The following is a 26472-nucleotide window of genomic DNA, read 5'->3' on the forward strand; positions in this document are numbered from 1 at the left end:
CACTGCCCGGCGTCAGGTCCGGGTGTCGGCCTAGGGTGCGGGCATGACCAAGTGGGAGTACCAGGTGGCGCCGATTCCGCTCCACAACGAGACGATGATGCTCAACAACTTCGGGGACATGGGCTTCGAGCTCGTGCACATCGAGAAGAACGAGCAGGGTGGCCTGATCGCGTTCCTCAAGAAGCCGAAGGACTGAGCGTGACTCCCGAGGAGCGCCTCGCGGAGCTGGGCCTGAGCGTCCCGCAGGTGGCGGCGCCGGTCGCGGCGTACGTCCCCGCCGTGCGCGACGGCGACCACGTCCTCACCTCCGGGCAGCTGCCGATGCGCGAGGGGTCCCTGCTCGCGACCGGCAAGGTCGGGGGAGAGGTGTCGCTGGAGACCGCGGTCGAGTGCGCCCGGCAGTGCGCGCTGAACGCGCTGGCCGCGATCCGGGCCGAGGTCGGCGAGCTCTCGGCGGTGACCCGGGTCGTCAAGGTGGTCGCCTTCGTCGCCTCGACGTCCGACTTCACCGCCCAGCCCCAGGTCGCCAACGGCGTCTCCGAGCTGCTCGGCGAGGTCTTCGGGGAGGCCGGCGTGCACGCCCGCTCGGCCGTCGGCGTGCCGGTGCTGCCGCTGGACGCGCCGGTCGAGGTCGAGCTGACGGTGTCGCTCGCGTGAGGCGGGTGCACCTGCCCGAGACGCTGGTCGAGCAGTACCACGCCTTCACCTCCGGCGACGCCGAGCCGGCCGTCCCGCGCGACGCCGCCACGGTGATCCTGCTGCGCGACGGCGCGTCGTCGCCCGAGGCGTACCTCCTGCGCCGGCAGACCTCGATGGCGTTCGCCGCCGGGATGTACGTCTACCCCGGCGGCGGCGTCGACCCGCGCGACGTCGACGCGGAGGTGTCCTGGGTGGGCCCGTCGCGCGAGGAGTGGTCCGAGCGGCTCGGCGTCGAGGCGAGGCAGGCGGCGGCGCTGGTCTGCGCGGCGGTGCGGGAGACGTTCGAGGAGTCGGGCGTGCTGCTCGCCGGCCCGAACGCCGACGAGGTGGTCGCGGACACGACGGGCGAGGACTGGGAGGCCGACCGGTCGGCGCTGGAGGGCAAGGAGCTCGCCTTCACCGACTTCCTCGCGCGGCGCGGGCTGGTGCTGCGTACCGACCTGCTCGGCGCCTGGACCGCGTGGACGACACCGGTCTTCGAGCCGCGCCGCTACCGGACGTGGTTCTTCGTCGCCTCGCTGCCCGAGGGGCAGCGCACGCGCGACGTGTCGACCGAGTCCGACGAGGTGGTCTGGCTCCCGGTCGCCGACGCGCTGGCTCAGGCCGACGCGCGGGAGATCGCGATGATGCCGCCGACGTACCTCAACGCGCTGGAGGTGGTCCAGCTCGCGAGCGTCGCCGACGTGCTCGCCGACGCGGCGGGCCGCCGGGTCGCGATGTTCACCCCGGAGCTGACCGACGAGGGGGAGGGGCCGGTGCTGTCCGTACCGCCCGAGGTGCGCCCGCTGCTCGAGGCCCTCGATGGTTGAGGGGCCGTCCGGCTGGTCCGGTGGCGCGTTCGGGGACCGCGGGCTGTGCGTGCTCGCACCCAACGCCGACCAGATGACTCTCGACGGCACCAACACCTGGGTGCTGCGCGAGCCCGGGTCCGAGCGGTCGATCGTCATCGACCCGGGCCCGCCCGTGCAGTCCCACCTCGACGCGGTGGCCGAGGCGGGCGGCGACGTCGAGGTCGTGCTGCTCACCCACCACCACCTCGACCACTCCGAGGCCGCGCGCGACTTCGCCGAGCGGGTCGGGTGCGGCGTCCGCGCCCTGGACCCGGCGTACCGGCTGGGCGGCGAGGGCCTCGGCGAGGGCGACGTCGTCGCCGTCGGCGGCACCGAGGTGCACGTCGTCGCGACGCCCGGTCACACGGCGGACTCGCTGTCCTTCTGGCTGCCGCAGGAGTCGGCCGTGCTCACCGGCGACACCGTGCTCGGACGGGGTACGACGGTCGTCGCGCACCCCGACGGGCAGCTCGGTGCGTACCTCGACTCCCTCGACCGGCTGCGCGACCTCGCCACCGAGCACGGCATCGAGTCGATCTGGCCGGGTCACGGCCCGGTCATCGACGACGCCCTCGGCGCGCTGGACTTCTACCTCGCCCACCGCCGCGAGCGGCTGGACCAGGTCCGCGACGCGGTCGCCACGCTCGAGCGCTCCGACTCCCCGCCCGACGAGGACGCCCTGCCACGTAGCGTCGTCGAGATCGTGTACGCCGACGTCGACCCCGTCCTCTGGGGCGCCGCCGAGCTCAGCGTCCGCGCCCAGCTGGCGTACCTGCACCGTTGAGTGGTGCCCCCCACCGGGTCGAGTGGTGCTTACTCCCGGGTCGAGTGGTGCCCACTGCGGGGCCGGCCCGCGGAATGCACCACTCGAGCCGGTACGAGGCACCACTCGACGGGCAGGGGCTACGCGCAGTCGCCGGTGCTGACCTCGTCGTCGCTGCTGATCCCCTGGGCGGCGGCCGTACGCACCTGGCCGGCGGTGAGGGCGTACCCGGTGTCGTCGTCGCTGACCGACGCGGCGAACACCACGCCCAGGACCCGGCCCGCGGTCGAGACCAGGGGGCCGCCGGAGTTGCCGGGCCGGATGACCCCACGCACCGAGAAGACCTGCCGGGTGACGGTCGAGTCGCCGTAGATGTCGGGTGAGCGCAGACGCTGCTCGGCGCGGATACGGGCGGGCTGGGCGTCGTACGGGCCGTCCTCGGGGTAGCCGAGCGCGGCGCCGACCTGGTCCCGCTTGCCCGCCTGCGAGAACCGGAGGAACGGTCCCTGCAGGCTGGGGACCTCGAGGACCGCGACGTCGGAGTCGGAGTCGTAGTAGACGACCTCGGCGCGTCGCAGCTCCCCGTCCACGACCACGCGCGGGTCGGAGACGCCGGCGACGACGTGCGCGTTGGTCATCACCCGCTCGGGGTTGTAGAGGAAGCCGCTGCCTTCGACGCCCTGACCGCACTTGTTGTTGCCGCGGATCTTGAACACGCTCTTCTGCGCCCGCTGGATGTCGGGGTCGCGCAGCACCCGGCGGCCGGCCGGCCCGACCTCGACGATGCGCTCGCGGGCGAACGGCTCGAGGTAGCTGGGGAAGAAGCTGTCGCCCACGACGTTGTTGAACGACCGCAGCGCCCCCTGCGCCGAGGCCGGCATCACGCCGTCGACCTCGCTGAGCACCGCCGAGTTGCGTACGAGGTTGGCGACGCCGGGAATGTTGGAGCCGCTGACCGCGACACCCAGCATCCAGGTCACCACGAGCACCGCGACGACGCTCAGCGCGGCGCCGCCGACGGCGTCCACCGAGCGGGCCGGCTGCCAGGTGATCGCGTCGCGGACGTTGCCGCCGAAGTACTGCAGCGACGCCTGGCCGATCGACGCGCAGATCAGCACCACGAAGACCGCGAGCAAAGACACGCCCACCGACGGGTCCAGCCCGCCGAGAAGGTGCGGCGAGATCCAGATGCCGAGCAGCCCGCCGAGCACCAGACCGACGGTCGCGAAGGCGCCGGAGATGAACCCCTGCCAGTAGCCGGACACGGCGTACGCGAGGAGGAGGACGACCAGCGCCCAGTCGAGGAGGTTCACCCGCGGCCTCCCCGGGAGCGGTCCGGCGCCCGGGGCACCCGCCCCTGCAGCATGTAGTCGGGCAGCTCCTGCTCGCGCGACTCGTCCCAGGGCTGCGTCCACCCGAGGTGGTCGAAGAGTCGGGTGATGATGCCGGCCGTGAAGCCCCACAGCACGAGCCGAGTCGGGCCGACGAGGAATCCCGGGCTGCGGTAGCCGGTCGGGTGCGTGACCGTCACCCGTCGCTCGGGGTCCAGCAGGTCGGCGATCGGTACGCGGAGGACCGCTTCCACCTCGTCGGGGGACCCGATCGCGAGCGGCGTCGGGTCGCGCCACCAGGCGAGGACGGGCGTCACCGCGAAGTTGCTCGGCGGCAGCCAGAGCTGCGGCAGCGTCGCGAACACGTCGACGCCGTCCGGGTCGAGCGCGACCTCCTCGTACGCCTCCCGCAGCGCCGCCTCGGCGGGCGACTCGCCCGGCTCCAGCGAACCGCCCGGGAAGGAGATCTGGCCGGGGTGGCTGCGCATGTCGTGGTTGCGCTCGGTCAGGACGAGCTCGGGGCCGCGGGCGCCTCCCACGTCGCCGAACAGCATGAGGACCGCACCCTGCCGCGCGTCGGACCCCTCCGGCGGCACGAAGCGCGTGAGGTCCTCGGCACGGATCGTCCGTGCGCCCTCGGCGACGGGTCGCAGCCACGCCGGCAGCTGCTCGACGTCGGTGGTCACAGATCGACCTCGAGGTGGGTACGGACGAGGTCCTCGAGCTGGGAGACACTCTTGATCTCGACGTACGCGCTGTAGGCGATGCGGCCCTTCGCGTCGATGAGGAACAGCTGCGGCAGAGCCGGCCGCGGGCCGCCGAGGTGTCGGTCGGGGTCGGTCACCAAGGGATAGGTCAGACCCACCTTCTCGGCGAGGGCGCGGGCCCGCGCCGGCTGCGGGTCGAACCAGTCGACACCGAGCACCGGGAGCTGCGGGTGGGCCCGGTGGAACGCCTCGTACTTCGGCAGCTCGTCCTTGCACGGTCCGCACCACTGGGCCCACAGGTTGATCACCATCGGCCCGCGCAGGTCGCCGGTCCGCACGGCCTGCCCCCCGGGGCCGAGGGGCTGCAGGGTCGCGCTCGGCAGGCGCGTGGACTCGGGCTTCGGCGCCGTGCTCCCGCACGCGGCAAGGGCGGTCGCGAGCACCAGCGCGAGAAGCGCGGCGGTGGCCCGCCTCATGCGGGACCAGACGTGCGGACGAGCGCGGCGGCGACCTCGGGGTCGGTCGGACCCTCGCCGTACGACGGGCACCAGCGCGCGACGGGGCACGCCCCGCAGGCCGGCTTCTTGGCGTGGCAGCGGCGGCGACCGTGCCAGATCAGGTGGTGGGAGAGCATCGTCCAGTCCTTGCGGGGGAACAGCGCACCGACCGCGTGCTCGACCTTGACCGGGTCGGTCTCGTCGGTCCAGCCCAGCCGGCGCGCCAGGCGGCCGAAGTGGGTGTCGACGGTGATGCCGGGGACGTCGAAGGCGTTGCCGAGGACGACGTTCGCGGTCTTGCGGCCGACGCCGGGAAGGGTCACGAGGTCCTCCAGCCGAGGCGGGACCTGTCCGTCGTACCGCTCGACGAGGGCGGCCGAGAGCTTCAGCAGCGACTCGGTCTTCGCCCGGAAGAAGCCGAGCGGGCCGACCAGCTGCTCGAGGTGTGCCCGGTCCGCGCCCGCCATCGACTTCGCGTCGGGGTACGCCGCGAACAGCGCCGGGCTGGCCTTGTTGACGCGTACGTCGGTGGTCTGGGCGGACAGGACCGTCACGCAGAGCAGCTGGAACGGGTCGTCGAAGTCCAGCTCCGCGTGGGCGTCGGGGTACGTTTCGGCAAGCACCCGATCGACCTTGCGGGCCCGTCGCACCAAGGCCGTGTCGGGCCGCGGTCCGGGGGAAGCAGCAGGCACGGAGGAGAGCCTACGTGGCGGGTCGCGTGGCGCCGATCGCGCTGCTGGGACAGAATGTGACGCGTAGCACCGACCGAACGAGGAGATTAACGGTGGAGAACGACGTCCTGCGCCAGGGCACTCTGTTCAGCTCGCTGGACGACGAGGCTGCCGACGCCCTGCGTGCCTCGATGGGAGAGGCCACGCTGCGTCGCGGCGACACGCTCTTCCACGAAGGCGACAGCGGCGACAAGCTCTACATCGTCGTCGAGGGCAAGGTGAAGCTCGGTCGTACCTCCTCCGACGGCCGCGAGAACCTCCTCGCGATCCTCGGGCCGGGCCAGATGTTCGGCGAGCTGTCGCTCTTCGACCCCGGTCCGCGCTCGGCCACGGTCTCGGCCGTCACCGACACCTCGTTCCTCTCGTTGGCCCACGAGGACCTGCTGAAGTGGCTCGAGGGCCGTCCGGACGTCAGCCGAGGCCTGCTGCTCCAGCTCGCCAGCAGACTGCGCCGCGCCAACGACGTCGCCGCCGACCTCGTCTTCTCCGACGTCCCCGGCCGGGTCGCCAAGGCCCTGCTGGACCTCGCCGACCGCTTCGGGCGTACCGCCGACGACGGCGTGCACGTCCACCACGACCTCACCCAGGAGGAGCTCGCCCAGCTCGTCGGCGCCTCCCGCGAGACGGTGAACAAGGCGCTGGCCGACTTCGCCTCGCGCGGCTGGCTCCGCCTGGAGCCGCGTTCCGTGGTGATCATGGACATCGAGCGGATGCGCCGCCGCTCGCGCTGAGCCGTTGCACCTGCCACGTTGAGTGGTGCCCCCTACCGGGTCGAGCTGCTGGTTCTGCGGGCTCGAGTGGTGGGTTCTACCGGTACGTCCGGCTGCGCAGGCCCTGTCGGACCTCGTCGGTCCACAGCGCGACCGATCGCTGATCGAGCCGGTCGCCGGTGACGACGATGACGATCCATCCGTGCTCGGTGAGCCACGCGCGCCGCTCCGCGTCGTCGGCACGGTCCTCCGGCGCGGTGTGGAACTCCTGGCCGTCTTACTCGACGGCGACCTTGTGCAGCGGGAACGCCAGGTCCAGCCGGTACGTCGGCACGCCGTCCACATCGACCCACCACTGCAGCTCCGGCACCGGCAGCCCGGCCTCGAGCAGCTCGTAGCGGACCCAGGACTCGCCGAAGGACTCCGAGCGAGCGTCGGCCATCGACAGCAACCGCCGCAGCTGCACGACCCCGCGGCGTCGCCGGAACCGGGCCGACTCCCGCGTCAGCTGCTCGACGTCGAGGCCGTGCAGCCGCAGGATCGCGTCGATCACCGCGAGGGCCGAGCGAGCGCGCATCGAGCAGCCCAGGTCCAGGGCCGTCCGCATCGCGGTCGTGACCCGCAGGCCGTGCAGCACCACCACGTCTCGTACGCGGAGGTCGCGGGTGCACCCGGCGTGGTCGGCGCGCCGAGTGGGTGTCACGAAGCGCGGCACCGAGGTCTCGATCTCGGGCAGGACCTCCTTCTCGTGGTGGTCGAGCGCGTCGACGCCGTGCAGCCAGGCCGCCGTACGGTCCCGCACGACCGAGCCCGACCGGATCACCCGGCTCACCGCCCGGCAGCGCGTCTCGATGGTGTCGGGCTGGTCGCAGCGGACGTAGACGCCGCGCACCACCCGCCGGACGAGCCGTGCGTCGAGCGCGCACTCGAGGGCCCACGGGGTCACCCCGATCTGCTCGAGGTCGGCTCGGGTGAACGGAGTGGTCGGGAGCTCGATGACGCTCGTCATGGCAGCACGGTGCGACACGAGCGGCACACGCCGCTGGTCCGCGTACGGGCCTGTGGACGACTACGCCGGCCGATCGGCCTGTGGACGTTCGGCGTACCCGGCTAAACGGCAGAACGCACCACTCGACCCAGGAGGGGGCACCACTCGACCCGGTGGAATGCACCACTCGACGGTGTGGGTCAGCCCTTGCGGTCCTTGAGCACGGCCTGGGTCTTCTTCGCCTCGGCGATGGCCCGCTTGGGCGGGCCGGCCTTGTTGATGCTGCGGTAGCCGAGGAACCCGAGCAGTCCGGCGACCAGGAGGTAGAACGCGAACACGATCAGGTAGCACCAGGCGAGGTTCAGCCCGGTCAGGTGGATCAGGTACGCGATCGCGACCGAGAGCATGATGATCGCCAGCACGCCGATGAACGCAGCGGCCGCGAAGAGCACGACGCCCATCACGCCGACGCGCACCGAGAACTTCAGCTCGGACTTGGCGAGCTCGATCTCCTTGCGGACCAGCAGCGAGACGTTCCGGCTGACGTCGACGGCGAGCTTGCCGATGGTGGGGTCGTCGGCCGGGTCGTTCACGGACGGTGTGGCAGGGGCCGACTTGTCGAGCTGCGCCATGGGTTCCTCTCGCGGTGGTACGCCTGAGCCTAGGCGAAACGGGCGGGGACGTGCACGACCGCACCCCTGCCCGACGTGCGACGGGCCGGGGTGCGGTCGCGGCGGATCAGTCCTCGCCGCCCGAGGAGGAGCCGTCCTTGATCAGGTCCATCACCGTCGAGTCGGCCAGCGTGGTGACGTCGCCGACCTCGCGGTTCTCTGCGACGTCCTTGAGCAGACGCCGCATGATTTTGCCCGAGCGGGTCTTGGGCAGCTCGGGGACGACCATGATCTGGCGCGGCTTGGCGATCGCTCCGATCTCCTTCTGGACGTGCATCCGGAGCTCCTGGATGAGGTCGTCAGAGGCCTCCTCGCCGCCCTGGAGGGCCGACTCCCGCAGGATCACGAACGCGCAGACCGCCTGGCCGGTGGTCTCGTCGGCGGCCCCGACGACCGCGGCCTCGGCGACCTTCGGGTGCGAGACCAGCGCGGACTCGATCTCGGTGGTCGACATCCGGTGCCCGGAGACGTTCATGACGTCGTCCACGCGGCCCAGCAGCCACAGGTCGCCGTCCTCGTCCTTCTTAGCCCCGTCGCCGGCGAAGTAGTAGCCCTGGTCGGCGAAGCGCGACCAGTAGGTCTCCTTGAACCGCTCGTCGTCACCCCACAGGGTGCGCAGCATCGCCGGCCAGGGCTCGGTGATGACCAGCAGCCCGCCCTCACCGTCGCCGACCGGCGTGCCCTCGTCGTCGACCACCTCGGCGGAGATCCCGGGGAACGCGGTCATCGCCGAGCCGGGCTTGCCGTGGGTGACGCCGGGCAGCGGGGTGATCATGTGACCGCCGGTCTCCGTCTGCCACCAGGTGTCCATCACCGGGGCCTTGCCGGCGCCGATGGTGTCGCGGTACCAGACGTACGCCTCGGGGTTGATCGGCTCGCCGACCGAGCCCAGCACCCGCAGGGTGGACAGGTCGTACTCCTCGGGGATCTCCGAGCCCCACTTCATGAAGGTACGGATCGCCGTGGGCGCGCAGTAGAGGATGGTGACGCCGTACTTCTGCACGATCTCCCACCAGCGACCCTTGTGCGGGGTGTCGGGCGTGCCCTCGTACATCACGCTGGTCGTCCCGTTGGCGAGCGGGCCGTAGACGATGTAGCTGTGGCCGGTGATCCAGCCGATGTCGGCCGCGGTCCAGAAGACGTCGGTCTCGGGCTTGAGGTCGAACGTCGCCCAGTGCGTGTACGAGGTCTGCACGAGGTAGCCGCCGGTGGTGTGCAGGATGCCCTTCGGCTTGCCGGTCGTGCCCGAGGTGTACATGACGAACAGCGGGTGCTCGGCGTCGAACTGCTCCGGGGTGTGCTCGGTCGAGGCGCCGCCGACGGCGTCGTGCCACCAGACGTCGAGGGAGTCGTTCCACTCCACGTCCTGACCGGTGCGCTGCACGACGAGCACGTTGGTCACGAGGTCGGCGTCCTCCTGCGCGACCTTCGCGACGGCCTCGTCGACGGCGGGCTTGAGGCCGGAGGGTGCGCCGCGGCGGTAGCCGCCGTCGGAGGTGACGATCACCTTCGCCTCGCAGTCCAGCACCCGGCTGGCCAGGGCGTCGGAGGAGAAGCCGCCGAAGACGACGGTGTGGATGGCACCGAGGCGCGCACAGGCGAGCATCGCGATCGCGGTCTCGGGGATCATCGGCATGTAGATCGCCACCCGGTCGCCCGTGCCGACGCCCATGTCGCTCAGCGCGTTGGCCGCCTGGCTGACCTCGTCCTTCAGCTGGGCGTAGGTGATGTCGCGGGTGTCGTCCTCCGGCTCGCCGATCCAGTGGATCGCCACCCGGTCGCCGTTGCCGGCCTCGACGTGCCGGTCGACGCAGTTGTACGAGGCGTTCAGCGTGCCGCCGACGAACCACTTGGCGAACGGCGGGTCGTCCCAGTCGAGGACCCGGTCCCACCGCTGGCCCCACTCCAGCCGCTCGGCGGCCTTCTCCCAGAAGCCGAGCCGGTCGGCGGCGGCGTCGTCGTACGTCTGCTGGGTGACGTTCGCCTGCGCGACCAGGTCCTCCTGCGGGGCGTAGCGCCGCTCCTCGTGGCTGAGGCTGGCCAGGGTCTCGGACTTGTCGTTCATGCTCATCTCCATCGATGGGGTGGAAGGCCGTTCATCGCCGGGTGCTGGTCAGGCTAGCCGGGCCGGACCGTCGCGTGACCTGCCCGGCAGGGCAGGAGCACGCGCCCGTCGGGCCGGTCTAGGACCGCTCTCCCATCGGCACCAGCGACCGGCCGTGGGTGTACGCCGTGACGCCGCCGAAGGAGGCGTACCAGGCGGCCAGGGCGGTGAGGATGCCGACGTACCCGCCGGCCTTGACCAGTCCCTCGACGCCGGCCATGTTGCCGATGCCGAGCAGCAGGAAGGTCACCGTCAGCAGCTCGAAGACCGTCAGCACGGCGACGCTCTCCTTCGTGGCCGCGACCGTCATGTACGCGGTGAAGACGCCCCAGACGATCAGGTAGAGGCCGAGCCCCTTGCCGATGTCGCCCTCGGGGATGCCGTAGCCCTCCAGGTGCGCGGTCAGCCACCAGAAGGACAGCCAGAACGCGCCGAAGGAGGAGAACGCGGTCGCGCCGAAGACGTTGCCCTTGGCGAACTCCCACATCCCGGCGAGCAGCTGCGCACCGCCGCCGTACGCCAGCGCGAGGCCGAAGACGACCGGCTCGACGGTCTCGGGCACCAGGCCGGCGTTGACGAAGCTGAGCACCATCGTGGTCATCGCGAAGGCACCGAGGCCGAGGGGTGCGGGGTTGGCGATGTGGCTGCCGAAGCCGGTGGGCGCCGACTCGGAGGGAGCCTGCGGGCTCGACGGGCCGGGCGGCATGGATCGTTTCGCGCGGGACACGGGGTCCTCCTAGGGGCCGAGAGTGGTGTGACGGACGTTACTCCCGTCCACGGACGACCTGCGGCGGGCACAGTGGGGTCGTGCGCGGACACCGGGGTGATGCGGTCCTCACCGCGCTCACGGTCGCGCTCGGCGCGGTGTCGCTCGGCTTCTGCGTGTGGGTGTGGAGCCGCACGCAGGGCCTGCTCGCCACGGTGGCCGGCCTCGGCACGCTCTCCGAGAACGACGCGAACTTCCTCGGGCTGCTCTCGCTGGACCTGCTGCTGCTCATGGTGCTGCTCCTCGCGCGGCTGCCCTGGCTCGAGCGCACCTGGGGCAGGCACGTCGTCGTACGACTCCACCGCTGGCTGGGGATCGCCTCGCTCGCGCTGATGCTCGGCCACGTCGGCCTCTTCGCGCTCTCGCGCGCGACCCGTGGCGGTCCGGTGAGCGGCGGCGAGGCGCTGCTGCGGCTCTTCGTCACCGACCGGCACATGCTGCTGGCCAGCATCGGCACCGCGCTCGTGGTCCTGGTGGCGCTGACCTCGTGGTGTCGGGTGCGCCGGGTGCTGCGCTACGAGCTGTGGCACCTGGTCCACCTGTGGGCGTACGTCGGCACGGGCCTGGTCCTCCCGCACGTCCTCGTCGCCGCGGACCTCGGCGTGGGGGTGGTCGCGGCGTTCTGGTGGGGCCTGTACGTCCTCACGCTCGCCGCGGTGCTGTGGTTCCGCGTGCTGGTGCCGGTGCTCCGCTCCCGGCGGCACGCGCTGCGGGTGCTGGCGACCGAGCCGGAGGCGGCCGGCGCGGTCAGCATCACCGTGGGCGGGCGCGACCTCGAGCGGCTCGGTGCCCGCGCGGGACAGTTCCTGACCTGGCGGCTCGGACGCTGGACCCAGGCCCACCCGTACTCGCTGTCGGCCGCGCCGAGTGCCGAGGCGCTGCGGATCACCGCCGCGACCGACGGCGACGACGGTCTGCGGCTGGCCGCGCTCGCGCCGGGCACGAGGGTGTCGGTGGAGGGGCCGTACGGGCCGGTCGGCGTCGGGGCACGCCACCACGACCGGCTGCTCCTGGTCGCGGCCGGGATCGGCGTGACGCCCTACCGGGCGGTGCTCGAGGAGCTGCCGCTGCGCCCGGGCGAGGTGACGCTGCTGCACCGGGTGCACGGCGAGGCGGTGCTCGCCGACGAGATCGACCGGCTGGCGGCCCGGCGCGGGATCGAGGTGGTGCGGCTGGTCGGCCCGCGGCGCGAGGAGTGGTCGTGGCTCCCCGTCGGCACCGAGGGATCGGACGAGGACGTCCTGCAGCGGCTCGTCCCCGACGTCGCCGACTGCGACGTCCGGGTCTGCGGGCCGGAGGAGTGGAGCGAGCAGGTGCGGTGGGTGCTGCGCGCCTGCGGGGTACGACGACGAGACGTCCGCGAGGAGCGGTTCGGCTGGTGAGGCCGGACGCTCAGCGGAAGTCGATGAGCAGCGTCGCCTCGTCGGGGAACGTGCCGGCTCGCCAGGTCGGGCCCGAGGGGGGCGGTGCGAGGTGGCCAGGGGACGCGACACCTCGTCCGGCCGAGCCGTCCGACCCGTCCAGGGGCCGGGGCATCGGTGCGGGCGCGACGGGACCGGCGTCCGGAGGGCGCGGAGGAGCAGGAGCCGGTGCGGCCTCCGGCTCGTTGCGCAGCGGGCCGGGGGAGAACGCCGGGTCGGTGGTCTCCTCGCCGAGGTCGTCGGTGGCGAAGGAGCGCCCGGGCACCGAGACCTGGCGGTGGTGGACGCTCGCGCGGAAGCACCGGGTGACGTACGGCAGCTTCATGCCGTCGGGCCCGCGGCCGTAGTCGTCGTACAGCGCGGAGACCCTGGCCAGCGTCTCCTCCCGCTCCTCCTCGCCCATCGAGGCGACGTAGGAGCGTGACGCGGCGAGGTCGAGCACGGCCTTGCGGTCCAGGTGCTGCCAGTGCCGGAAGGTCGCCTCCTCGATCTCGGGGAACTCCGGCTGGTCGCGCAGCGCGGCGACCTGGTCGTCCTGGTTGTCGTTGCTGCCCATCAGCCGGCCCAGCCGGGCGACCCAGGGGACGGTCTCGTCGCGCTCGTTCCAGACCAGTGCGAGCACGCCACCGGGCTTGAGGACCCGGGCGATCTCCGGGATGGCGCGCTCGTGGTCGAACCAGTGCCAGGCCTGGGCGCTGATCACGACGTCGGCGATCGCGTCGGGCAGCGGGACGTCCTCGGCGCCGTGGGTGCGCACGTGGGCGCCGGGCGCACGCTGCTCGAGGACCGCGAGCATCCGCTCGTCGGGGTCGGAGGCCATCACGTTGTGGCCGAGCTCGACCAGCGTCCGGGTCAGCTTCCCCGTGCCGGCGCCGAGCTCGAGGACCCGGGCGGGTGCGTCGCCGGTGAGCCAGCGCGCGGCCTCGACCGGGTAGCCGGGCCGGGCCCGGTCGTAGCGGTCGGCCACGCCGCCGAAGCTGAGGCTCTCGCCGGTCACAGATGGTTCCTCACGGGACGGTCCGGGTGTGCGTAGCCGCGAACGTACCCGATAGTTTTCACCCCGTGGCGGACCCTGAGCGCGCGCCGGACCCGCTGTCCTGGCTGCTGGATCTCGAGGGTGTCCCCTCGGGCTTCGCGGCGACGCGCGACGGCATCGACGCGCTGCTCCGCGACCGCGGGCTGCGTCGTACCCGCCCCGACCAGACGGCCGAGTCGCTGCTGCGCGGGGCGTACGCGTCCGCGGTCCTCGCCGGGTCGACCTCGTCCAGCGTCGAGGTGGGCGACGGTGAGGGCGACGAGGCGGCCGCGGCCGCCGTCCGCGTCTCCACCGAGCTGCTGTCCCTGGTGCCCACCATGTCCTCCGCGCCGCTGCAGGTGCTCTCGCGGCTGCACGTGCTCGCCTCCGGCAGCGGTACGGGTGGCCGTCCGGTCTCCGGGGAGGCGGCCGGCCGGATGCGCGACCTCGCGCGGACCCTGGCGGCGCAGACCTCGGCGCCGGCGCTCCTCGTCGCCGCGCTCGCCCACGCCGAGGTCGCCACGGTGCGGCCGTTCGGATCGTACGACGACCTGGTCGCGCGTGCCGTCGAGCGCCTGGTGCTCGTCGCCCGCGGTGTCGACCCGGCGTCGCTGGTCGTCCCCGAGGCCGGGCACCTCGCGCTGCGCGCGGAGTACGAGTCCAACCTGCGCGCGTACGCCTCGGGGACGCCGAACGGCCTGCACGCCTGGCTGCTGTACGCCGCCGAGGCGCAGTCCCGCGGCGCCGACTCCAGCCCGCTGGTGCGCTGAGGCCGGCGGGGTCTCGACTCTTCGACGGGTGCGAAGACCATGGCGCCGCACGCGGACGGACGAACGGCACCGGGTCCGCTGCGCGCGGTTCCGGTGCCGTTCTCGGCGTACGAGAGAAGGGCTACCAGGCGTGCTCTCTCAACTGCGGCCGCGGGAGGTCCGACGACGTGCCCGCGTGCACGCGCCCTGGTCGGAAGGGTGGGTCGCCGCGTGGGTACCCGGCTCGTACGACGCTGTGGAGTTGTGGGGGTGGTGCAATGCCCTCCTTTGTACGCCGCCGTCTCGACCGGCGGTAGCCCTACCGGCGGGTAGGTCGTGCTGGTCTCGACCGGCCCGCTCAGCCGTCACGCGCGCGCAACACGGCGGGCCTAGCCTGCGCGGACCCGACACCACCCGAGGGGACCCGCCATGACCGTCGATGACCGCTCCGAGGCCACCCGTACCTCAGCCACCGCGCCGCCGGGCGACGCGGCCTACCTCGAGCAGCGACAGCTCAAGAAGGGCTCGGCCGGGTGGCTGCTGCTGGCAGGCCTCGGCGTCTCCTACGTCGTCTCCGGGGACTACTCGGGCTGGAACTTCGGTCTCGCCGAGGGCGGGTTCGGCGGGCTGGCCATCGCGGTCGTCGTGATCGCGGCCATGTACACGGCTCTCGTGCTCGGGATGGCCGAGCTGTCCTCGGCGCTGCCGGCAGCGGGCGGCGGCTACACCTTCGCGCGGCGGGCGCTCGGGCCGTGGGGCGGCTTCGCGACGGGCACCGCGATCCTCATCGAGTACGCCGTCGCGCCGGCCGCGATCGCCACCTTCATCGGCGCGTACGTCGAGTCGCTCGGCCTGTTCGGGATCACCGACGGGTGGTGGGTCTACCTGGCGGCGTACGTCGTCTTCATCGGTGTCCACCTCGCCGGCGTCGGTGAGGCGCTCAAGGTGATGTTCGTGATCACGGCGGTCGCGCTGGTCGGTCTGGTGGTGTTCGCGGTGGCCGCGGCGGGCCAGTTCGACCCGGCCAACCTCACCGACATCGCGCCGACGGACGCTGCGGGCGCCTCGGAACTGCTGCCGTTCGGCTACCTGGGGATCTGGTCGGCGATCCCGTTCGCGATCTGGTTCTTCCTCGCCGTCGAGGGGGTCCCGCTGGCCGCCGAGGAGACCGCGGACCCCGCCCGCAACGTGCCGCGCGGCATCATCGCGGCCATCGGCGTCCTCGTGGTCTCGTGCGTGGTGGTGCTGGTGCTGACCACCGGCGCCGGCGGTGCCGCGAGCGTGTCGGAGTCGGGCAACCCGCTGGTCGAGGCGCTCGGGGGCGGGACGGCGGCCACGGTGGTCAACTACATCGGGCTCGCGGGTCTGGTGGCGAGCTTCTTCTCCATCATCTACGCCTACTCCCGCCAGCTGTTCGCGCTCTCTCGAGCCGGTTACCTGCCGACGCGACTGTCGGTGACCAACGCCCGCAAGGCGCCGACGCTCGCGCTGGTGGTGCCCGGCGTCATCGGGTTCGCGCTCTCGCTGACCGGCCAGGGCGACCTGCTGCTGAACATGGCCGTCTTCGGCGCCGCGCTCAGCTACGTCCTGATGATGGTCAGCCACGTCGTGCTGCGGGTGCGTGAGCCGTCGATGCCGCGGCCCTACCGCACGCCCGGGGGCGTGATGACGACCGGCTTCGCGCTGGTCGTCGCGGCGGTCGCGGTCGTGGCGACGTTCCTCGTCGACACGGTGGCGGCACTGAGCTGCCTGGTCGTCTTCGCTGCGTTCATGGCGTACTTCGGCCTGCACAGCCGCCACCACCTGGTGGCAGGCTCTCCGGACGAGGAGTTCGCGGCGCTGGCGGCCGCCGACGAGGAGGTGCGGTGAGGTACACCCACGGCCTGGAGGGTACGACGTACGCCTTCGACGGGTTGGTCGACCTGCTCGCCAAGGCCACGCCGCGCCGCTCCGGCGACGAGCTGGCCGGCTGCGCCGCGGACTCCGACGCCGAGCGGGCGGCGGCCGCGTGGGCTCTGGCCGACGTACCGCTGGAGCGGTTCCTCACCGAGCCGGTCGTCGGCTACGAGGAGGACGAGGTCACCCGGCTGATCCTCGACGGGCACGACCGGACCGCCTTCGCGCCGATCGCGCACCTCACCGTCGGCGGCTTCCGCGACTGGCTGCTCGAGACCGCGGTCCGGCCGGACGCCGCCACCACGCTCGGCGCGCTCGCGCCCGGTCTGACCCCGGAGATGGTGGCCGCCACCTCGAAGCTGATGCGCAACCAGGACCTCGTCCTCGCGGCGTCGGCGCTCCAGGTCACCTCCGCGTTCCGCACGACGATCGGGCTCCCGGGCCGGCTGGCCACGCGCCTCCAGCCCAACCACCCCACCGACGACCCGCGGGGGATCGCCGCGGCGACCCTCGACGGCCTGCTGATGGGCTGTGGTGACGCGGTCATCGGCGTGAACCCGGCGACCGACTCGCCGGAGGCGACCGCGGACCTGCTGCACCTGCTCGACGACGTGCGGCAGCGCTTCGACATCCCGGTGCAGTCCTGCGTGCTGTCCCACGTGACCACGACCATCGACCTGATCGGGCGCGGGGCGCCGGTCGACCTGGTCTTCCAGTCCGTGGCCGGCACGGAGGCCGCCAACAACAGTTTCGGCGTCGACCTCGCGGTGCTGCGCGAGGGCAACGAGGCCGGGCGATCGCTGGGGCGAGGGACGGTCGGGAACGACGTGATGTACCTCGAGACCGGTCAGGGCTCCGCGCTCTCGGCAGGCGCGCACCTCGGGGTCGGCGGCCGTCCGGTCGACCAGCAGACCCTGGAGGCACGGGCGTACGCCGTGGCCCGCGAGCTGAGCCCGCTGCTGGTCAACACGGTGGTCGGGTTCATCGGCCCGGAGTACCTCTACGACGGCAAGCAGATCGTGCGCGCCGGGCTGGAGGACCACTTCTGCGGCAAGCTCCTGGGCCTTCCGATGGGCGTCGACGTCTGCTACACCAACCACGCCGAGGCCGACCAGGACGACATGGACACCCTGCTCACCCTCCTCGGGGTGGCCGGGGCGGCCTTCGTGATCGCGGTCCCCGGCGCCGACGACGTGATGCTCGGCTACCAGAGCCTGTCCTTCCACGACGCGCTGTACGCCCGCCAGGTGCTGGGGCTGCGCGCCGCCCCGGAGTTCGAGTCCTGGCTCGCGCGACAGGGGATGGCCGACGAGCAGGGACGGATCCACCCGCTCGACCCTGGCGGAACGCAGCTGGCCCTCATGGCAGCACCGTGAGCGCCGTGCCCGAGCGGCCTGCGGCCGACCCGTGGGAGCCGCTGCGAGGACTGACCCAGGCGCGCATCGGCCTGGGGCGGTCGGGGAGCTCGCTGCCCACTCGGCGGGTGCTGGAGTTCCGTGCCGCTCACGCGGCTGCCCGTGACGCGGTCCACGAGCCACTGGACGTCGACGGGCTCGTCGCGGCGCTCGGCGAACTCGACCTCGGTGACGTCGCACAGGTGAGCAGCTGCGCAGGCTCGAGAGGGGAGTACCTGCGTCGGCCGGACCTGGGGCGCCGGCCCGCGGGCCTTTCAGCGGTCCCGGCCTCCGACGCCGACGTGGGGATCGTCCTGGCCGACGGGCTGTCGCCGCGCGCGCTGGCCGCCCACGGGCCAGGGTTGATGGCCGCTCTCGTCGAGCGGCTCGGGGCGACGTACTCCGTCGCGCCGCCGGTGATCGCCACCCAGGCCCGGGTCGGCCTGGGGGACCACGTGGGGCAGGCGATGGGGGTCGACACGCTGGTGGTCGTGATCGGCGAGCGGCCGGGCCTCTCGGTCGCCGACAGCCTCGGGATCTACCTCACCCACCGACCGCGACCGGGTCTGAGTGACGCCGACCGCAACTGCCTGTCGAACATCCACCCGCCCGAAGGCATGGGGTACGACGCCGCAGCCTCCGTGGTGACGGCACTGGTCGCAGGGGCGCGCGAGCTCGGGCGGTCCGGGATCGCGCTGAAAGACAGCTCGCGGGCGGTGGCCGCGGTGGACGGCGGCGGCGCCTAGCCCCGCCCGGCAGCGCGGCGCCGGACGCCGGCGTACGCCACCCCGCCGGCGGCGACGGCGGCCCCGACGGCGAGGGCGGTCAGCGTCGGGCGCGCCGGCGGCAGGCGTACCCGGCTGCGCAGGGCGACCGGCCTGTCGAAGGTCAGCACCGGCCAGCCGCGCTCACCGGCGACCCGGCGCAGGTCGCGGTCGGGGTTGACGGCGTGGGGGTGGCCGACGGCCTCGAGCATGGGGACGTCGGTGATCGAGTCGGAGTAGGCGAAGCAGTCGGCGAGGTCGTAGCCGATCTCCCCCGCCAGCTCCTGCATCGCCACGGCCTTGTTCTCCGCGTAGGCGTAGAACGCGATGTCTCCGGTGTAGCGGCCGTCCGCGATCTCCATCCGCGTCGCGACCACCCGGTCGGCGCCGAGCATCGCGCCGATCGGCTCCACCAGCTCCGAGCCCGAGGCGGACACGATGATGACGTCGTGACCCAACGAGTGGTGGTGGTCGATCAGGGCGACCGCCTCGTCGTGGACCAGCGGGTCGACGACCGTGTGCAGCGTCTCGGCGACGATCTCGTTGATGGTCGCGACGTCCCACCCGGCGCAGAGCTCGGAGAGGAAGCGCCGCATCTTCTCCATCTGGTCGTGGTCGGCGCCGCCGACGGTGTAGACGAACTGGGCGTAGACGCTGCGCAGCATCGCCCTGCGGCTGATCAGCCCGCCGGCCTGGAACGGGCGCGAGAACGCCATGGTGCTGGACGTGGCGATGATCGTCTTGTCCAGGTCGAAGAACGCTGCGGTCGGTCCTGAGGGCCCCGTGGGCATGACCCGATCCTAGATCCGCGCACCGACGTCCGTTGCGGATCCACAGGCGCGGCCGCTCCGGCGCCTGTCCACAGGTAGCCGCTCGTCGGGCGTCGTCCGTTCCCGGGCCGAGGCAGCCTGCACGCCATGACCGCTGCGCTGCTCGTGACCCGAGACGACCTGCTGACCGCCGAGGTGGTGCGCCTGGCCGCTGCGGCCGGCGTCGAGCCAGTGGTGGTGCGGGAGGTCGGCGACGCGCTGCGGTCGTGGTCCGGGGCGGGTCCGGTGCTCGTGGGGGCGGACCTGGCGGAACCGCTCTCGCAGGCCGGCCCGCCCCGGAGGCCTCAGGTGTACGTCGTCGGGCACTCACCGGTCCCCGACCACCTGTTCAAGTGGGCGCTCGAGATCGGGGCCGAGACGCTGGCCGCGCTACCGGTCTCCGAGGGGTGGCTGGTCGAGATGCTGACCGACGCCGGTGACGCCACGGCGGCCGCGCAGGGGCGACTCGTCGGGGTGCTCGGTGGGTCGGGAGGAGCAGGAGCGACCGTGTTCGCGTGCGCGCTGGCCCAGAGCCTGGCCGCGTCGGGCTCGACGCTGCTCGTCGACGCCGACCCCTGGGGTGCCGGGGTCGACCGGGTGCTCGGGGCCGAGTCCGAGAAGGGGGTGCGCTGGGACTCGCTGGTCAGCTCGACCGGCCGGCTCAGCGCCAGGGCGCTGAAGGAGGCGCTCCCGACGCGGCGCGGCGTGGCCGTGCTCGGGTGGCCCGCGCCCGCCGGGCCGGCCGCGGTCGTGCCGGACGGCCCTGCACTGCCACAGCCCGTGCTGCAGCCCTTCGCGATGCGCGAGGTGCTCTCGGCCGGCTGCCGCGGCCACGACACCACCGTGCTCGACCTCCCCCGCCACCCAGGGCAGGCCACCGACGAGGCCCTGGCCCGGTGCCACCGGGTGGTCCTGGTCACCGGGTGCACGGTGGCCGCGGTGACCTCCGCGTCGCGCACGGCGACCCGGCTGCGCGGGCACTCGGCCGACCTCCACGTGGTGGTCCGCGGCACTGGCGGCGTCTCCGCCGACCACGTCGGGCGGCTGCTGGGCGCCGACGCCGTCGTGGCGATGACCGACCAGCGAGGGCTGGACGAGGCGATCGACCTCGGCGCAGGCCCGCTGAGGGCCCGCCGTGGTCCGCTCGCGCGGGCCGCCGCCGAGGTCGCCGCCACGATCGCAGGCCTGAGGGTCGCCGCATGAGCACCGCCTCGCCCGGTGTGGGCGCGGGCCCGGCCGATCCGACCCTCGTCGACCGCGTGCGGGACCGCCTCGCCCGTGAGGGCGCTCCGCTGACCGCCGAGCGGGTCGCGGTCGCGCTGCGCGGGGAGGGTCGACCCGTCGGGGACGCCACCGTGCTCGCCGTGCACGACGCGCTGCGGCGCGACGTGCTCGGGGCGGGCCCGCTGGAGCCGCTGCTGCGCGCCGAGGGGGTGACGGACGTACTGGTCAACGGGCCGTCGGCGGTCTACGTCGACCGGGGACGCGGGCTGGAGCTCACCGGGGTGCGGATGGCCGACGACGAGGCCGTGCGCCGGCTCGCGCAGCGGCTCGCCGCTGCGGGTGGCAGGAGGCTGGACGACGCCACGCCGTACGTCGACCTCCGGCTGCCCGACGGCACCCGCTTCCACGCCGTGCTCGCCCCGGTCTCGCGGCCGGGCACCGTGCTGTCGCTCCGGGTGCCGCGTGCGCGGGCGTTCACCCTCGAGGAGCTGGTCGGCGCCCAGGCGCTGCCGGAGGAGGTGGCCGAGCTGCTGGCGGAGGTGGTGCGGCAGCGCTGCGCCTTCCTCGTCAGCGGCGGCACGGGTACGGGCAAGACGACGGTGCTCGGCGCGCTCCTGGGCCGCGTCCCGCCGGGGGAGCGGATAGTCCTCGTCGAGGACTCCTCGGAGCTGCGGCCCGACCACCCGCACGTCGTGGGCCTGGAGGCGCGGCCACCCAACGTCGAGGGCGCCGGCGAGATCACGCTGCGCGACCTGGTCCGGCAGGCGCTGCGGATGCGCCCGGACCGGCTGGTGGTCGGCGAGGTCCGCGGCGCCGAGATCACCGACCTGCTGGCCGCCATGAACACCGGCCACGAGGGCGGGTGCGCGACCGTCCACGCCAACTCCGCGACCGACGTGCCGAGCCGGGTCGAGGGTCTCGCGCTCGCGGCCGGGATGCCGCTGGCGGCGGTGCACAGCCAGCTCGTGTCGGCGGTCGACGTCGTGGTCCACCTCGGTCGAGGTGCGGGTGGGCGACGTGGCGTGCGTGAGATCGGTCTGCTGCGTCGCGACGGCGCGGGGTCGCGCGTCGAGGTGGCGGGCCGCGTCACGGGGGCCGGGTGGCAACCGGGGCCGGCCGCCGAGGCCCTCGCCGCCCGGCTCGGACGATGACCCCCCAGGCGGTGGTCGCCGGTCTCGCGGTCGCCGGGGCGCTCCTGCTCGTCCTCCCTCCCCGTCGCCGGCGGGACGCCGGCGGACGGGCCGGCCACGGTGCGCCGCCGCTGCGGTCCGGTGCGGTGCTCGCGCTCGTCCCGGGCGGTCTGCTGCTCCACGGGCGGGGGCTGGTGCTGGCCGTGATCGTGGTGGTGACCGTCTGGCTGGGCTGGCGTCTCGTCGCCCGCCGCCGGCAGGACCGTGACGCCGAGGTCCGGGCGGTGCGGGTGCTGGACTACTGCGACGCGCTCGCCGGTGACCTCACCGTCGGGACCCCGCCCCGTACGGCCCTCGAGCAGGCCGGCGCCGACTTCCCCGACCTCGCCCCGGTCGCCGCTGCCGCTCGTCTCGGCGCGGACGTCCCCGCGGCGATGCGTGACCTCGCTGCCCGGCCGGGGTACGCCGACCTCCGGCTGGTCGCCGCGGCCTGGCAGGTCGCCGAGCGCTCCGGCGCGGGGCTGGCCGGCGCACTCGGACGCGTCGCGGACGGGGTGCGGGACCGGCGTCGTACCTCCCGCATGGTCGCCGCGGAGCTCGCGTCGGCCTGGGCCACCGCACGCATCATGGCCGGCCTGCCGGTGTTCTTCGTGCTCGCCGGGTCCGGCCTGGGTGCCGACCCGTGGGGCTTCTTGACCGGTACGACGCCGGGTCTCGCCTGCCTCGCCGTCGGCGCCGGCCTCAGCCTGGCCGGACTGAGCTGGTTGCAGCGGATCTCGGCCTCGGTGCTGGCGGCGTGAGCGTGCTCGCCTGGCTCGCGGCCGCTTTCGGGGCGCTGGCACTGCTGCTCGTCCTCCCACCACGGCCTCGGCTCTCCTCCGGCGCGGAGACCGAGCGGGTCCTGGACGCGGGCGAGGGGCGTCCGCTGCTGCACCGGGCGCGCGGCCCCGTGTGCTCCGTCGTCGCCGCGGGGGTGTGGGCGTTCCTGGGTGGCCTGGTGGGTGTGGCGGCCGGGGCGGCTGCGGCGGTCGTCGTCTGGCGGGTGCTGGGCGGCATCGAGAGTGCGGCCGTCCTCAACCGTCGCGAGCGGCTGCGGGCAGACCTGCCGGGCGCGGTCGACCTGCTGGTCACCGTGCTGGAGGCGGGAGCGGCCCCCGCGCAGGGCCTCGGCCTGGTGGGCGACGCCCTGGGTGGCCCCGTGGCCGAGGAGCTCGGAGCGATCCGTCACCGGATCGCGCTCGGGGCCGATCCGGTGGCCGTCTGGCGTGAGGTGGCCGCCCACCCCGAGCTCGGCCCGCTCGGCCGGGCACTCGACCGCGCCGCACGGTCCGGTGCGTCGGTGAGCGCCGCCGGCCGCCGGTTGGCCGACGAGCTGAGGGAGCGACGGGGGGCCGAGGTCGAGGCCCGCGCCCGGTCGGTCTCGACCAAGGCGGCAGCACCCCTCGGTGCCTGCTTCCTCCCGGCCTTCGTGCTGCTCGGGATCGTGCCGCTGGTCGCCGGGCTGGTCGGCGGCCTCGTGCTGCTCGGCTGACCCGTCTCGGCGCTCCGGTGCCGGTTGACGTGGGCGGCGACCTCGCTGTCGCGGGCCCGGTCCGGCACGGTGCTCGCGGTGGCGTCGTGCCGCCACGTACCCGATCGCCTGCGGGTCAGTGTGGGCCCGCGACCCGCAGGCGACGTCGTCCGCCGGCCACGGCGGCACCCGTCCGGCACGCCCGGCGAGCGATCCGTTCCGGACCCACAACCCCGCTCGCTCGAGGGGTTGTCCACGGGACGCAGGACGTCGTCGGCGGTGGTCCGCGATCCCGGCGATCGTCGTGCTCGGCGGTCCCGGCAGGCGGGGCCCGGAGAGCGAGGAGCAGGTCATGACGACGAGCAACGAGGCCCTGGACGAGGGCGCCGGCGGCGGTCCGCAGGAGAGCGGGCGGGAGCGACGCCGCGGCCCGGGCGGCCGTCGGCGAGGGCGGCCGCACCTGCGGCTGGTGTCGATGCCGGAGTACGAGCAGGAGCAGGTGCCCGAGCACGACGAGGCCGGGACGACGACCGCCGAGTACACCGTCGTCACCGGCGCGGCCGTCGCCTTCGGTGCGCTGCTGTTCAAGCTGCTCACGAGCAGCTGGGGCGACAAGATCCTGGGCACCGCCTTCCAGCACGTGATCTCCCTGCTCGGGTTCTGAGGTGCGCCGGGTGCGGCGGCGGGACGAGCGGGGTGCGGTGACCGCCGAGGCAGCGGTCGTCCTGCCCGTCCTCGTGCTGGTCACGGTCGCGCTGGCCTGGCTGGTCAGCCTCGGTGTGGCCCAGGTCCGGGTGGTCGACGCCTCGCGCGAGGCCGCTCGGGCCCTGGCCCGCGGTGAGAGTCAGGGCACCGCCGTCGCCTTGGCGCGCCGCGTCGCACCCGGCGGGGCGAGCGTCCGTACCGACGCGACGGGCACGACCGTCCGCAGCGTCGTGGTCGCGCCCGTGCGGGGCCCCGGCGGCGTCTTCGGTGCCCTCCCGACGGTGCGGGTGCGCGCGGAGGCCGTGGCGCTGAAGGAGCTGGGCACGTGAGGGGAGGCTCCGGGCGCGGCGAGCGCGGCGCCGCCTCGGTGCTCACGGTGGCGCTGGTCGCCCTGCTGGCGGTCGTGGCGCTGACGGCGGCAGGGATGACGGCCCTCGTCGCCGGCCACCGGCGGGCGCAGGCGGCGGCCGACCTCGCCGCGCTCGCCGGGGCGTCGGCGCTGCAGGACGCGGCCGACGGCTGTATGGCCGCGGCGCGGGTGGCCACGAGCAACGGTGCCCGGCTGGTCTCGTGCACCGTCCGGGGCCAGGAGGTCGTCGTGGCCGTCGAGGTGCGCTCGGGTGCGATCGGCGGCCGTCGCTGGACGCTGCCCGGTCAGGCCCGCGCGGGGCCCGCCTCGGAGGACGGGTCGTGATCGGGTGCGTGCTCGAGCAGGAGGTCGAGCAGCCGCACCGCGCCGGCCTTGTCGAGCGGGTTGTTCTGGTTGCCGCACTTGGGCGACTGCACGCACGAGGGGCAGCCCTCGGCGCACCGGCAGGACAGGATCGTCTCCTGGGTGGCGCGCAGCCAGGCGGCGGCCACGGCGTACCCCCGCTCGGCGAACCCGGCACCGCCGGGGTGGCCGTCGTACACGAACACGGTGAGCATCCCGGTGTCCGGGTGGATCGCGGTGGAGACGCCGCCGATGTCCCAGCGGTCGCAGGTCGCGAAGAGCGGCAGCAGGCCGATCGAGGCGTGCTCGGCCGCGTGGGCCGCGCCGGGCAGGTCGGCGCGGTCGAGCACCGGCGTGAGCCGCTCGGCGGGGACGGTCCACCACACGGCGGTGGTGTCCAGCGTCCGCTCGGGCAGGTCCAGCGGCTCCTCGCCCAGCAGGTCGCCGCCGGGCGTGCTCCGCCGGAGGTACGAGACCACCTGGTGTGCGACCCGTACCCCGCCGAGGCTGAGCCGCGCGTCCCCCCACGTGGTGTGCTGCTGCTCGTCGAGGATCGCGATGTCGACGAGCTCCCGCGCCGAGGTCGTCCACCCTGGCTGCTCGCGGCGGAGAACGGCGACGTGCTCGTCCACGTCGAGCGCCTCGCTGACCCAGGTCTCGCCCTGGTGCAGGTAGACCGCCCCCTCGTGGACCGTGCCGTGCGCCGACCCGGCGTCGACCGAGCCGAGCACCCGACCCGTACCTGCCTCGACCAGCTGCACCGGTGGGCCGCCGGTGCCGCGGATGTCGGCCAGGTCGCCGGCCCGGCGCCGGTCGGTCCAGAACCAGCCGCGCGGTCGGCGGCGCAGCAGCCCGCCGGCGGTGAGGGCGTCGACGGCCTCGCGGGCACGCTCGCCGAACAGTGGCAGCGCCTCCTCGGTGAGCGGGATCTCGGCCGCGGCGGCGCACAGGTGCGGTCCGAGGACGTACGGGTTCTCGGGGTCGAACACCGTTGCCTCGACCGGGGCGCCGATCAGCGCCGCGGGGTGGTCGACCAGGTAGGTGTCCAGCGGGTCGTCCCGGGCGACGAACACCGCCAGCGCGTCCCCGGCCTCGCGACCCGCCCGGCCGAACTGCTGCCACAGGGCGGCCCGGGTGCCGGGGAAGCCCGCGACCACGACCGCGTCGAGCCCGGAGACGTCGATCCCCAGCTCCAGGGCGTTCGTCGCCGCCATCCCCACCAAGGCGCCGGACCGCAGTGCGGTCTCGAGCTCGCGCCGCTCCTCGGGCAGGTAGCCACCGCGGTACGCCGCCACGCGCCCCGACAGCGAGGGGTCGACCTCACCGAGGTGCCGGCGTGCCGTGAGCGCCACCGTCTCCGCGCCCTGCCGGGACCGCACGAAGGCCAGCGTGCGGACACCCGAGACGACGAGGTCGGTCAGCAGGTCCGCGGTCTCGGCGCCGCTGGAGCGTCGTACCGGTGCGCCGTTCTCCCCGGCCAGGCCGGAGAACGGCGGCTGCCACAGGGCGATCGTGGTCTCGCCCCGCGGCGACGCGTCGTCGCTGACCGGCACGACCTCGAGCCCGGTCAGGCGTCGGGCGGTGGTCTCCGGCTCGGCGACAGTGGCCGAGGCGAGCACGAAGGTGGGGCTCGAGCCGTACGCCGCGCACACCCGCCGCAGGCGTCGCAGGATCTGGGCGACGTGCGCGCCGAACACCCCGCGGTAGTGGTGGCACTCGTCGACCACCACCATCTCCAGCGAGCTCCAGAACCGGGACCAGCGCTCGTGACCCGGCAGCAGCGAGCGGTGCAGCATGTCGGGGTTGGTGAGGACGTACTCCGCGTGGTCGCGGGTCCACGCCCGCTCGTCGGGGGTGGAGTCGCCGTCGTGGGTCGACGCGCGCACGCCGGTGCCCAGCGCGTCGAGCGCGGACAGCTGGTCGCGCGCGAGCGCCTTGGTGGGCGAGAGGTAGAGGACCGCCGCACCCCGCTGGCCCCGAGGCCCGCGCGCCTGCAGCACCCGGGTCAGCGCGGGCGCGAGGTAGCCGACCGACTTCCCCGAGGCCGTACCGGTCGCGACGACGACGTGGGTGCCGTCGTACGCCAGGTCCGCGACCCGCCGCTGGTGCTCCCACGGACGTGGGATCCCGCGCTCGGCCCACGCGCTCCGGAGCGGCTCGGCGAGCCAGTCCGGCCAGTCGGTCGAACGGGCCTCCCGGGCGGGGACGACCTCCACGTGGCGCAGGCTCTCGGCGCGGTCGGCACGGGCGGTCAGCCGGTCCAGTGCCACCGCGGGCGCGGGAGAGCCTGGACGCCGGGACACCGGGGGAGTGTGCCAGTTCCGTCGACCCGGTGTTCCGAACCGC

Annotated in this window: 28 protein-coding genes; 17 read left to right on the forward strand and 11 right to left on the reverse strand. The window is 73.8% G+C overall.

Going from position 1 to position 26472, the window contains the following annotated elements:
- Nucleotides 1–43 precede the first annotated feature (43 nt).
- Genes IEX42_RS12100 through IEX42_RS12115 form a run of 4 tightly spaced genes read left to right on the forward strand, consistent with a single transcriptional unit; the run spans nucleotide 44 to nucleotide 2313 of the window.
- Entirely contained in the window at nucleotides 44–196 is a 153-nt protein-coding gene (locus tag IEX42_RS12100; protein ID WP_188779991.1) for a hypothetical protein, read from the forward strand.
- The gene (locus IEX42_RS12105) at nucleotides 193–657 is read left to right on the forward strand and encodes a RidA family protein (protein WP_188781103.1); all 465 of its coding nucleotides are present in this window, start codon (nucleotides 193–195) and stop codon (nucleotides 655–657) included. Before IEX42_RS12100 ends, IEX42_RS12105 begins: the two co-directional genes overlap by 4 nt.
- Nucleotides 654–1508 carry an NUDIX hydrolase gene (locus tag IEX42_RS12110; protein ID WP_188779992.1) on the forward strand — a complete coding sequence of 285 codons (855 nt, stop codon included), beginning with the start codon at nucleotides 654–656 and terminating at the stop codon, nucleotides 1506–1508. The genes IEX42_RS12105 and IEX42_RS12110 overlap by 4 nt, the downstream gene beginning before the upstream one ends.
- The gene (locus IEX42_RS12115) at nucleotides 1501–2313 is read left to right on the forward strand and encodes an MBL fold metallo-hydrolase (RefSeq protein ID WP_188779993.1); all 813 of its coding nucleotides are present in this window, start codon (nucleotides 1501–1503) and stop codon (nucleotides 2311–2313) included. The genes IEX42_RS12110 and IEX42_RS12115 overlap by 8 nt, the downstream gene beginning before the upstream one ends.
- 119 nt (nucleotides 2314–2432) lie before the next feature.
- Here IEX42_RS12115 and IEX42_RS12120 read toward each other — a convergent pair whose 3' ends face one another.
- From IEX42_RS12120 to nth, 4 genes are read right to left on the reverse strand one after another with little or no spacing between them, the layout of a single operon-like run.
- The gene (locus IEX42_RS12120) at nucleotides 2433–3605 is read right to left on the reverse strand and encodes a MarP family serine protease (RefSeq protein WP_188779994.1); all 1173 of its coding nucleotides are present in this window, start codon (nucleotides 3603–3605) and stop codon (nucleotides 2433–2435) included.
- Nucleotides 3602–4309 carry an NUDIX hydrolase gene (locus IEX42_RS12125; RefSeq protein ID WP_188779995.1) on the reverse strand — a complete coding sequence of 236 codons (708 nt, stop codon included), beginning with the start codon at nucleotides 4307–4309 and terminating at the stop codon, nucleotides 3602–3604. The genes IEX42_RS12120 and IEX42_RS12125 overlap by 4 nt, the downstream gene beginning before the upstream one ends.
- Complete coding sequence (locus IEX42_RS12130) at nucleotides 4306–4806, reverse strand: TlpA family protein disulfide reductase (protein WP_188779996.1); 501 nt, start codon at nucleotides 4804–4806, stop codon at nucleotides 4306–4308. Before IEX42_RS12130 ends, IEX42_RS12125 begins: the two co-directional genes overlap by 4 nt.
- Nucleotides 4803–5519, reverse strand: coding sequence for an endonuclease III (gene nth, locus IEX42_RS12135; RefSeq protein WP_229660821.1), 717 nt, complete (start codon nucleotides 5517–5519; stop codon nucleotides 4803–4805). Before nth ends, IEX42_RS12130 begins: the two co-directional genes overlap by 4 nt.
- Nucleotides 5520–5611: 92 nt before the next feature.
- On the opposite strand from nth, the gene IEX42_RS12140 reads away from it, so the two are divergent.
- A complete protein-coding gene (locus IEX42_RS12140) occupies nucleotides 5612–6289 on the forward strand; it encodes a Crp/Fnr family transcriptional regulator (RefSeq protein ID WP_188779997.1) in 678 nt (225 codons plus the stop codon).
- Nucleotides 6290–6545: 256 nt separating this feature from the next.
- Here IEX42_RS12140 and IEX42_RS12145 read toward each other — a convergent pair whose 3' ends face one another.
- The 4 genes from IEX42_RS12145 to IEX42_RS12160 all read right to left on the reverse strand — a co-directional run bounded on the left by IEX42_RS12145 (nucleotide 6546) and on the right by IEX42_RS12160 (nucleotide 10758).
- Nucleotides 6546–7277, reverse strand: a complete 732-nt coding sequence (locus tag IEX42_RS12145) for a type IV toxin-antitoxin system AbiEi family antitoxin (RefSeq protein ID WP_188779998.1) — start codon at nucleotides 7275–7277, stop codon at nucleotides 6546–6548.
- 179 nt (nucleotides 7278–7456) lie between these two features.
- Nucleotides 7457–7888: a phage holin family protein gene (locus IEX42_RS12150; protein ID WP_188779999.1), complete on the reverse strand. Its 432-nt coding sequence runs from the start codon at nucleotides 7886–7888 to the stop codon at nucleotides 7457–7459.
- A 106-nt stretch (nucleotides 7889–7994) separates the two neighbouring features.
- Nucleotides 7995–9992 carry an acetate--CoA ligase gene (gene acs / locus IEX42_RS12155; protein WP_188780000.1) on the reverse strand — a complete coding sequence of 666 codons (1998 nt, stop codon included), beginning with the start codon at nucleotides 9990–9992 and terminating at the stop codon, nucleotides 7995–7997.
- Nucleotides 9993–10110: 118 nt separating this feature from the next.
- The gene (locus IEX42_RS12160) at nucleotides 10111–10758 is read right to left on the reverse strand and encodes an acetate uptake transporter (protein WP_229660822.1); all 648 of its coding nucleotides are present in this window, start codon (nucleotides 10756–10758) and stop codon (nucleotides 10111–10113) included.
- Nucleotides 10759–10838: 80 nt separating this feature from the next.
- Here IEX42_RS12160 and IEX42_RS12165 point away from each other — a divergent pair, with 80 nt between their 5' ends.
- Complete coding sequence (locus IEX42_RS12165) at nucleotides 10839–12179, forward strand: ferredoxin reductase family protein (protein WP_188780001.1); 1341 nt, start codon at nucleotides 10839–10841, stop codon at nucleotides 12177–12179.
- A gap of 10 nt (nucleotides 12180–12189) precedes the next feature.
- Here the strand turns inward: IEX42_RS12165 and IEX42_RS12170 are convergent, their stop codons facing one another.
- Nucleotides 12190–13215, reverse strand: coding sequence for a class I SAM-dependent methyltransferase (locus tag IEX42_RS12170; protein ID WP_188780002.1), 1026 nt, complete (start codon nucleotides 13213–13215; stop codon nucleotides 12190–12192).
- 65 nt (nucleotides 13216–13280) lie between these two features.
- Between IEX42_RS12170 and IEX42_RS12175 the strand changes: the two genes are divergently transcribed.
- The 4 genes from IEX42_RS12175 (at nucleotide 13281) to eutC (ending at nucleotide 18018) form a co-directional block, all read left to right on the forward strand.
- Nucleotides 13281–14003 carry an oxidoreductase gene (locus IEX42_RS12175; protein WP_188780003.1) on the forward strand — a complete coding sequence of 241 codons (723 nt, stop codon included), beginning with the start codon at nucleotides 13281–13283 and terminating at the stop codon, nucleotides 14001–14003.
- 408 nt (nucleotides 14004–14411) lie between these two features.
- Nucleotides 14412–15851, forward strand: coding sequence for an ethanolamine permease (eat, locus tag IEX42_RS12180; protein ID WP_188780004.1), 1440 nt, complete (start codon nucleotides 14412–14414; stop codon nucleotides 15849–15851).
- Nucleotides 15848–17254, forward strand: coding sequence for an ethanolamine ammonia-lyase subunit EutB (locus IEX42_RS12185; RefSeq protein ID WP_188780005.1), 1407 nt, complete (start codon nucleotides 15848–15850; stop codon nucleotides 17252–17254). The genes eat and IEX42_RS12185 overlap by 4 nt, the downstream gene beginning before the upstream one ends.
- A 5-nt stretch (nucleotides 17255–17259) precedes the next feature.
- Nucleotides 17260–18018 (forward strand): ethanolamine ammonia-lyase subunit EutC, encoded by a 759-nt coding sequence (gene eutC / locus IEX42_RS12190; RefSeq protein WP_229660823.1) that lies wholly within the window; start codon nucleotides 17260–17262, stop codon nucleotides 18016–18018.
- Here the strand turns inward: eutC and IEX42_RS12195 are convergent.
- Nucleotides 18015–18827, reverse strand: coding sequence for an HAD family hydrolase (locus IEX42_RS12195; RefSeq protein WP_188780007.1), 813 nt, complete (start codon nucleotides 18825–18827; stop codon nucleotides 18015–18017). The genes eutC and IEX42_RS12195 overlap by 4 nt on opposite strands.
- Before the next feature lie 126 nt (nucleotides 18828–18953).
- Here IEX42_RS12195 and ssd point away from each other — a divergent pair, with 126 nt between their 5' ends.
- The 7 genes from ssd (at nucleotide 18954) to IEX42_RS12230 (ending at nucleotide 24108) form a co-directional block, all read left to right on the forward strand.
- A complete protein-coding gene (ssd, locus tag IEX42_RS12200; RefSeq protein WP_188780008.1) occupies nucleotides 18954–20048 on the forward strand; it encodes a septum site-determining protein Ssd in 1095 nt (364 codons plus the stop codon).
- Nucleotides 20045–21220 carry a TadA family conjugal transfer-associated ATPase gene (locus tag IEX42_RS12205; RefSeq protein ID WP_188780009.1) on the forward strand — a complete coding sequence of 392 codons (1176 nt, stop codon included), beginning with the start codon at nucleotides 20045–20047 and terminating at the stop codon, nucleotides 21218–21220. Before ssd ends, IEX42_RS12205 begins: the two co-directional genes overlap by 4 nt.
- The gene (locus IEX42_RS12210) at nucleotides 21217–21999 is read left to right on the forward strand and encodes a type II secretion system F family protein (protein ID WP_188780010.1); all 783 of its coding nucleotides are present in this window, start codon (nucleotides 21217–21219) and stop codon (nucleotides 21997–21999) included. The genes IEX42_RS12205 and IEX42_RS12210 overlap by 4 nt, the downstream gene beginning before the upstream one ends.
- The gene (locus IEX42_RS12215; RefSeq protein WP_188780011.1) at nucleotides 21996–22730 is read left to right on the forward strand and encodes a type II secretion system F family protein; all 735 of its coding nucleotides are present in this window, start codon (nucleotides 21996–21998) and stop codon (nucleotides 22728–22730) included. The genes IEX42_RS12210 and IEX42_RS12215 overlap by 4 nt, the downstream gene beginning before the upstream one ends.
- A gap of 331 nt (nucleotides 22731–23061) precedes the next feature.
- Nucleotides 23062–23373, forward strand: coding sequence for a DUF4244 domain-containing protein (locus tag IEX42_RS18170; protein ID WP_229660824.1), 312 nt, complete (start codon nucleotides 23062–23064; stop codon nucleotides 23371–23373).
- Between the two features lie 10 nt (nucleotides 23374–23383).
- A complete protein-coding gene (locus IEX42_RS12225; RefSeq protein WP_229660825.1) occupies nucleotides 23384–23743 on the forward strand; it encodes a TadE family type IV pilus minor pilin in 360 nt (119 codons plus the stop codon).
- Complete coding sequence (locus tag IEX42_RS12230) at nucleotides 23740–24108, forward strand: Rv3654c family TadE-like protein (protein ID WP_188780013.1); 369 nt, start codon at nucleotides 23740–23742, stop codon at nucleotides 24106–24108. The genes IEX42_RS12225 and IEX42_RS12230 overlap by 4 nt, the downstream gene beginning before the upstream one ends.
- Here IEX42_RS12230 and sftH read toward each other — a convergent pair.
- Nucleotides 24069–26429, reverse strand: coding sequence for a DEAD/DEAH box helicase (sftH, locus tag IEX42_RS12235; protein WP_188780014.1), 2361 nt, complete (start codon nucleotides 26427–26429; stop codon nucleotides 24069–24071). The genes IEX42_RS12230 and sftH overlap by 40 nt on opposite strands.
- Nucleotides 26430–26472: the final 43 nt, after the last annotated feature.

This window comes from Marmoricola endophyticus (genome assembly GCF_014644415.1).
GTDB lineage: Bacteria > Actinomycetota > Actinomycetes > Propionibacteriales > Nocardioidaceae > Marmoricola > Marmoricola endophyticus.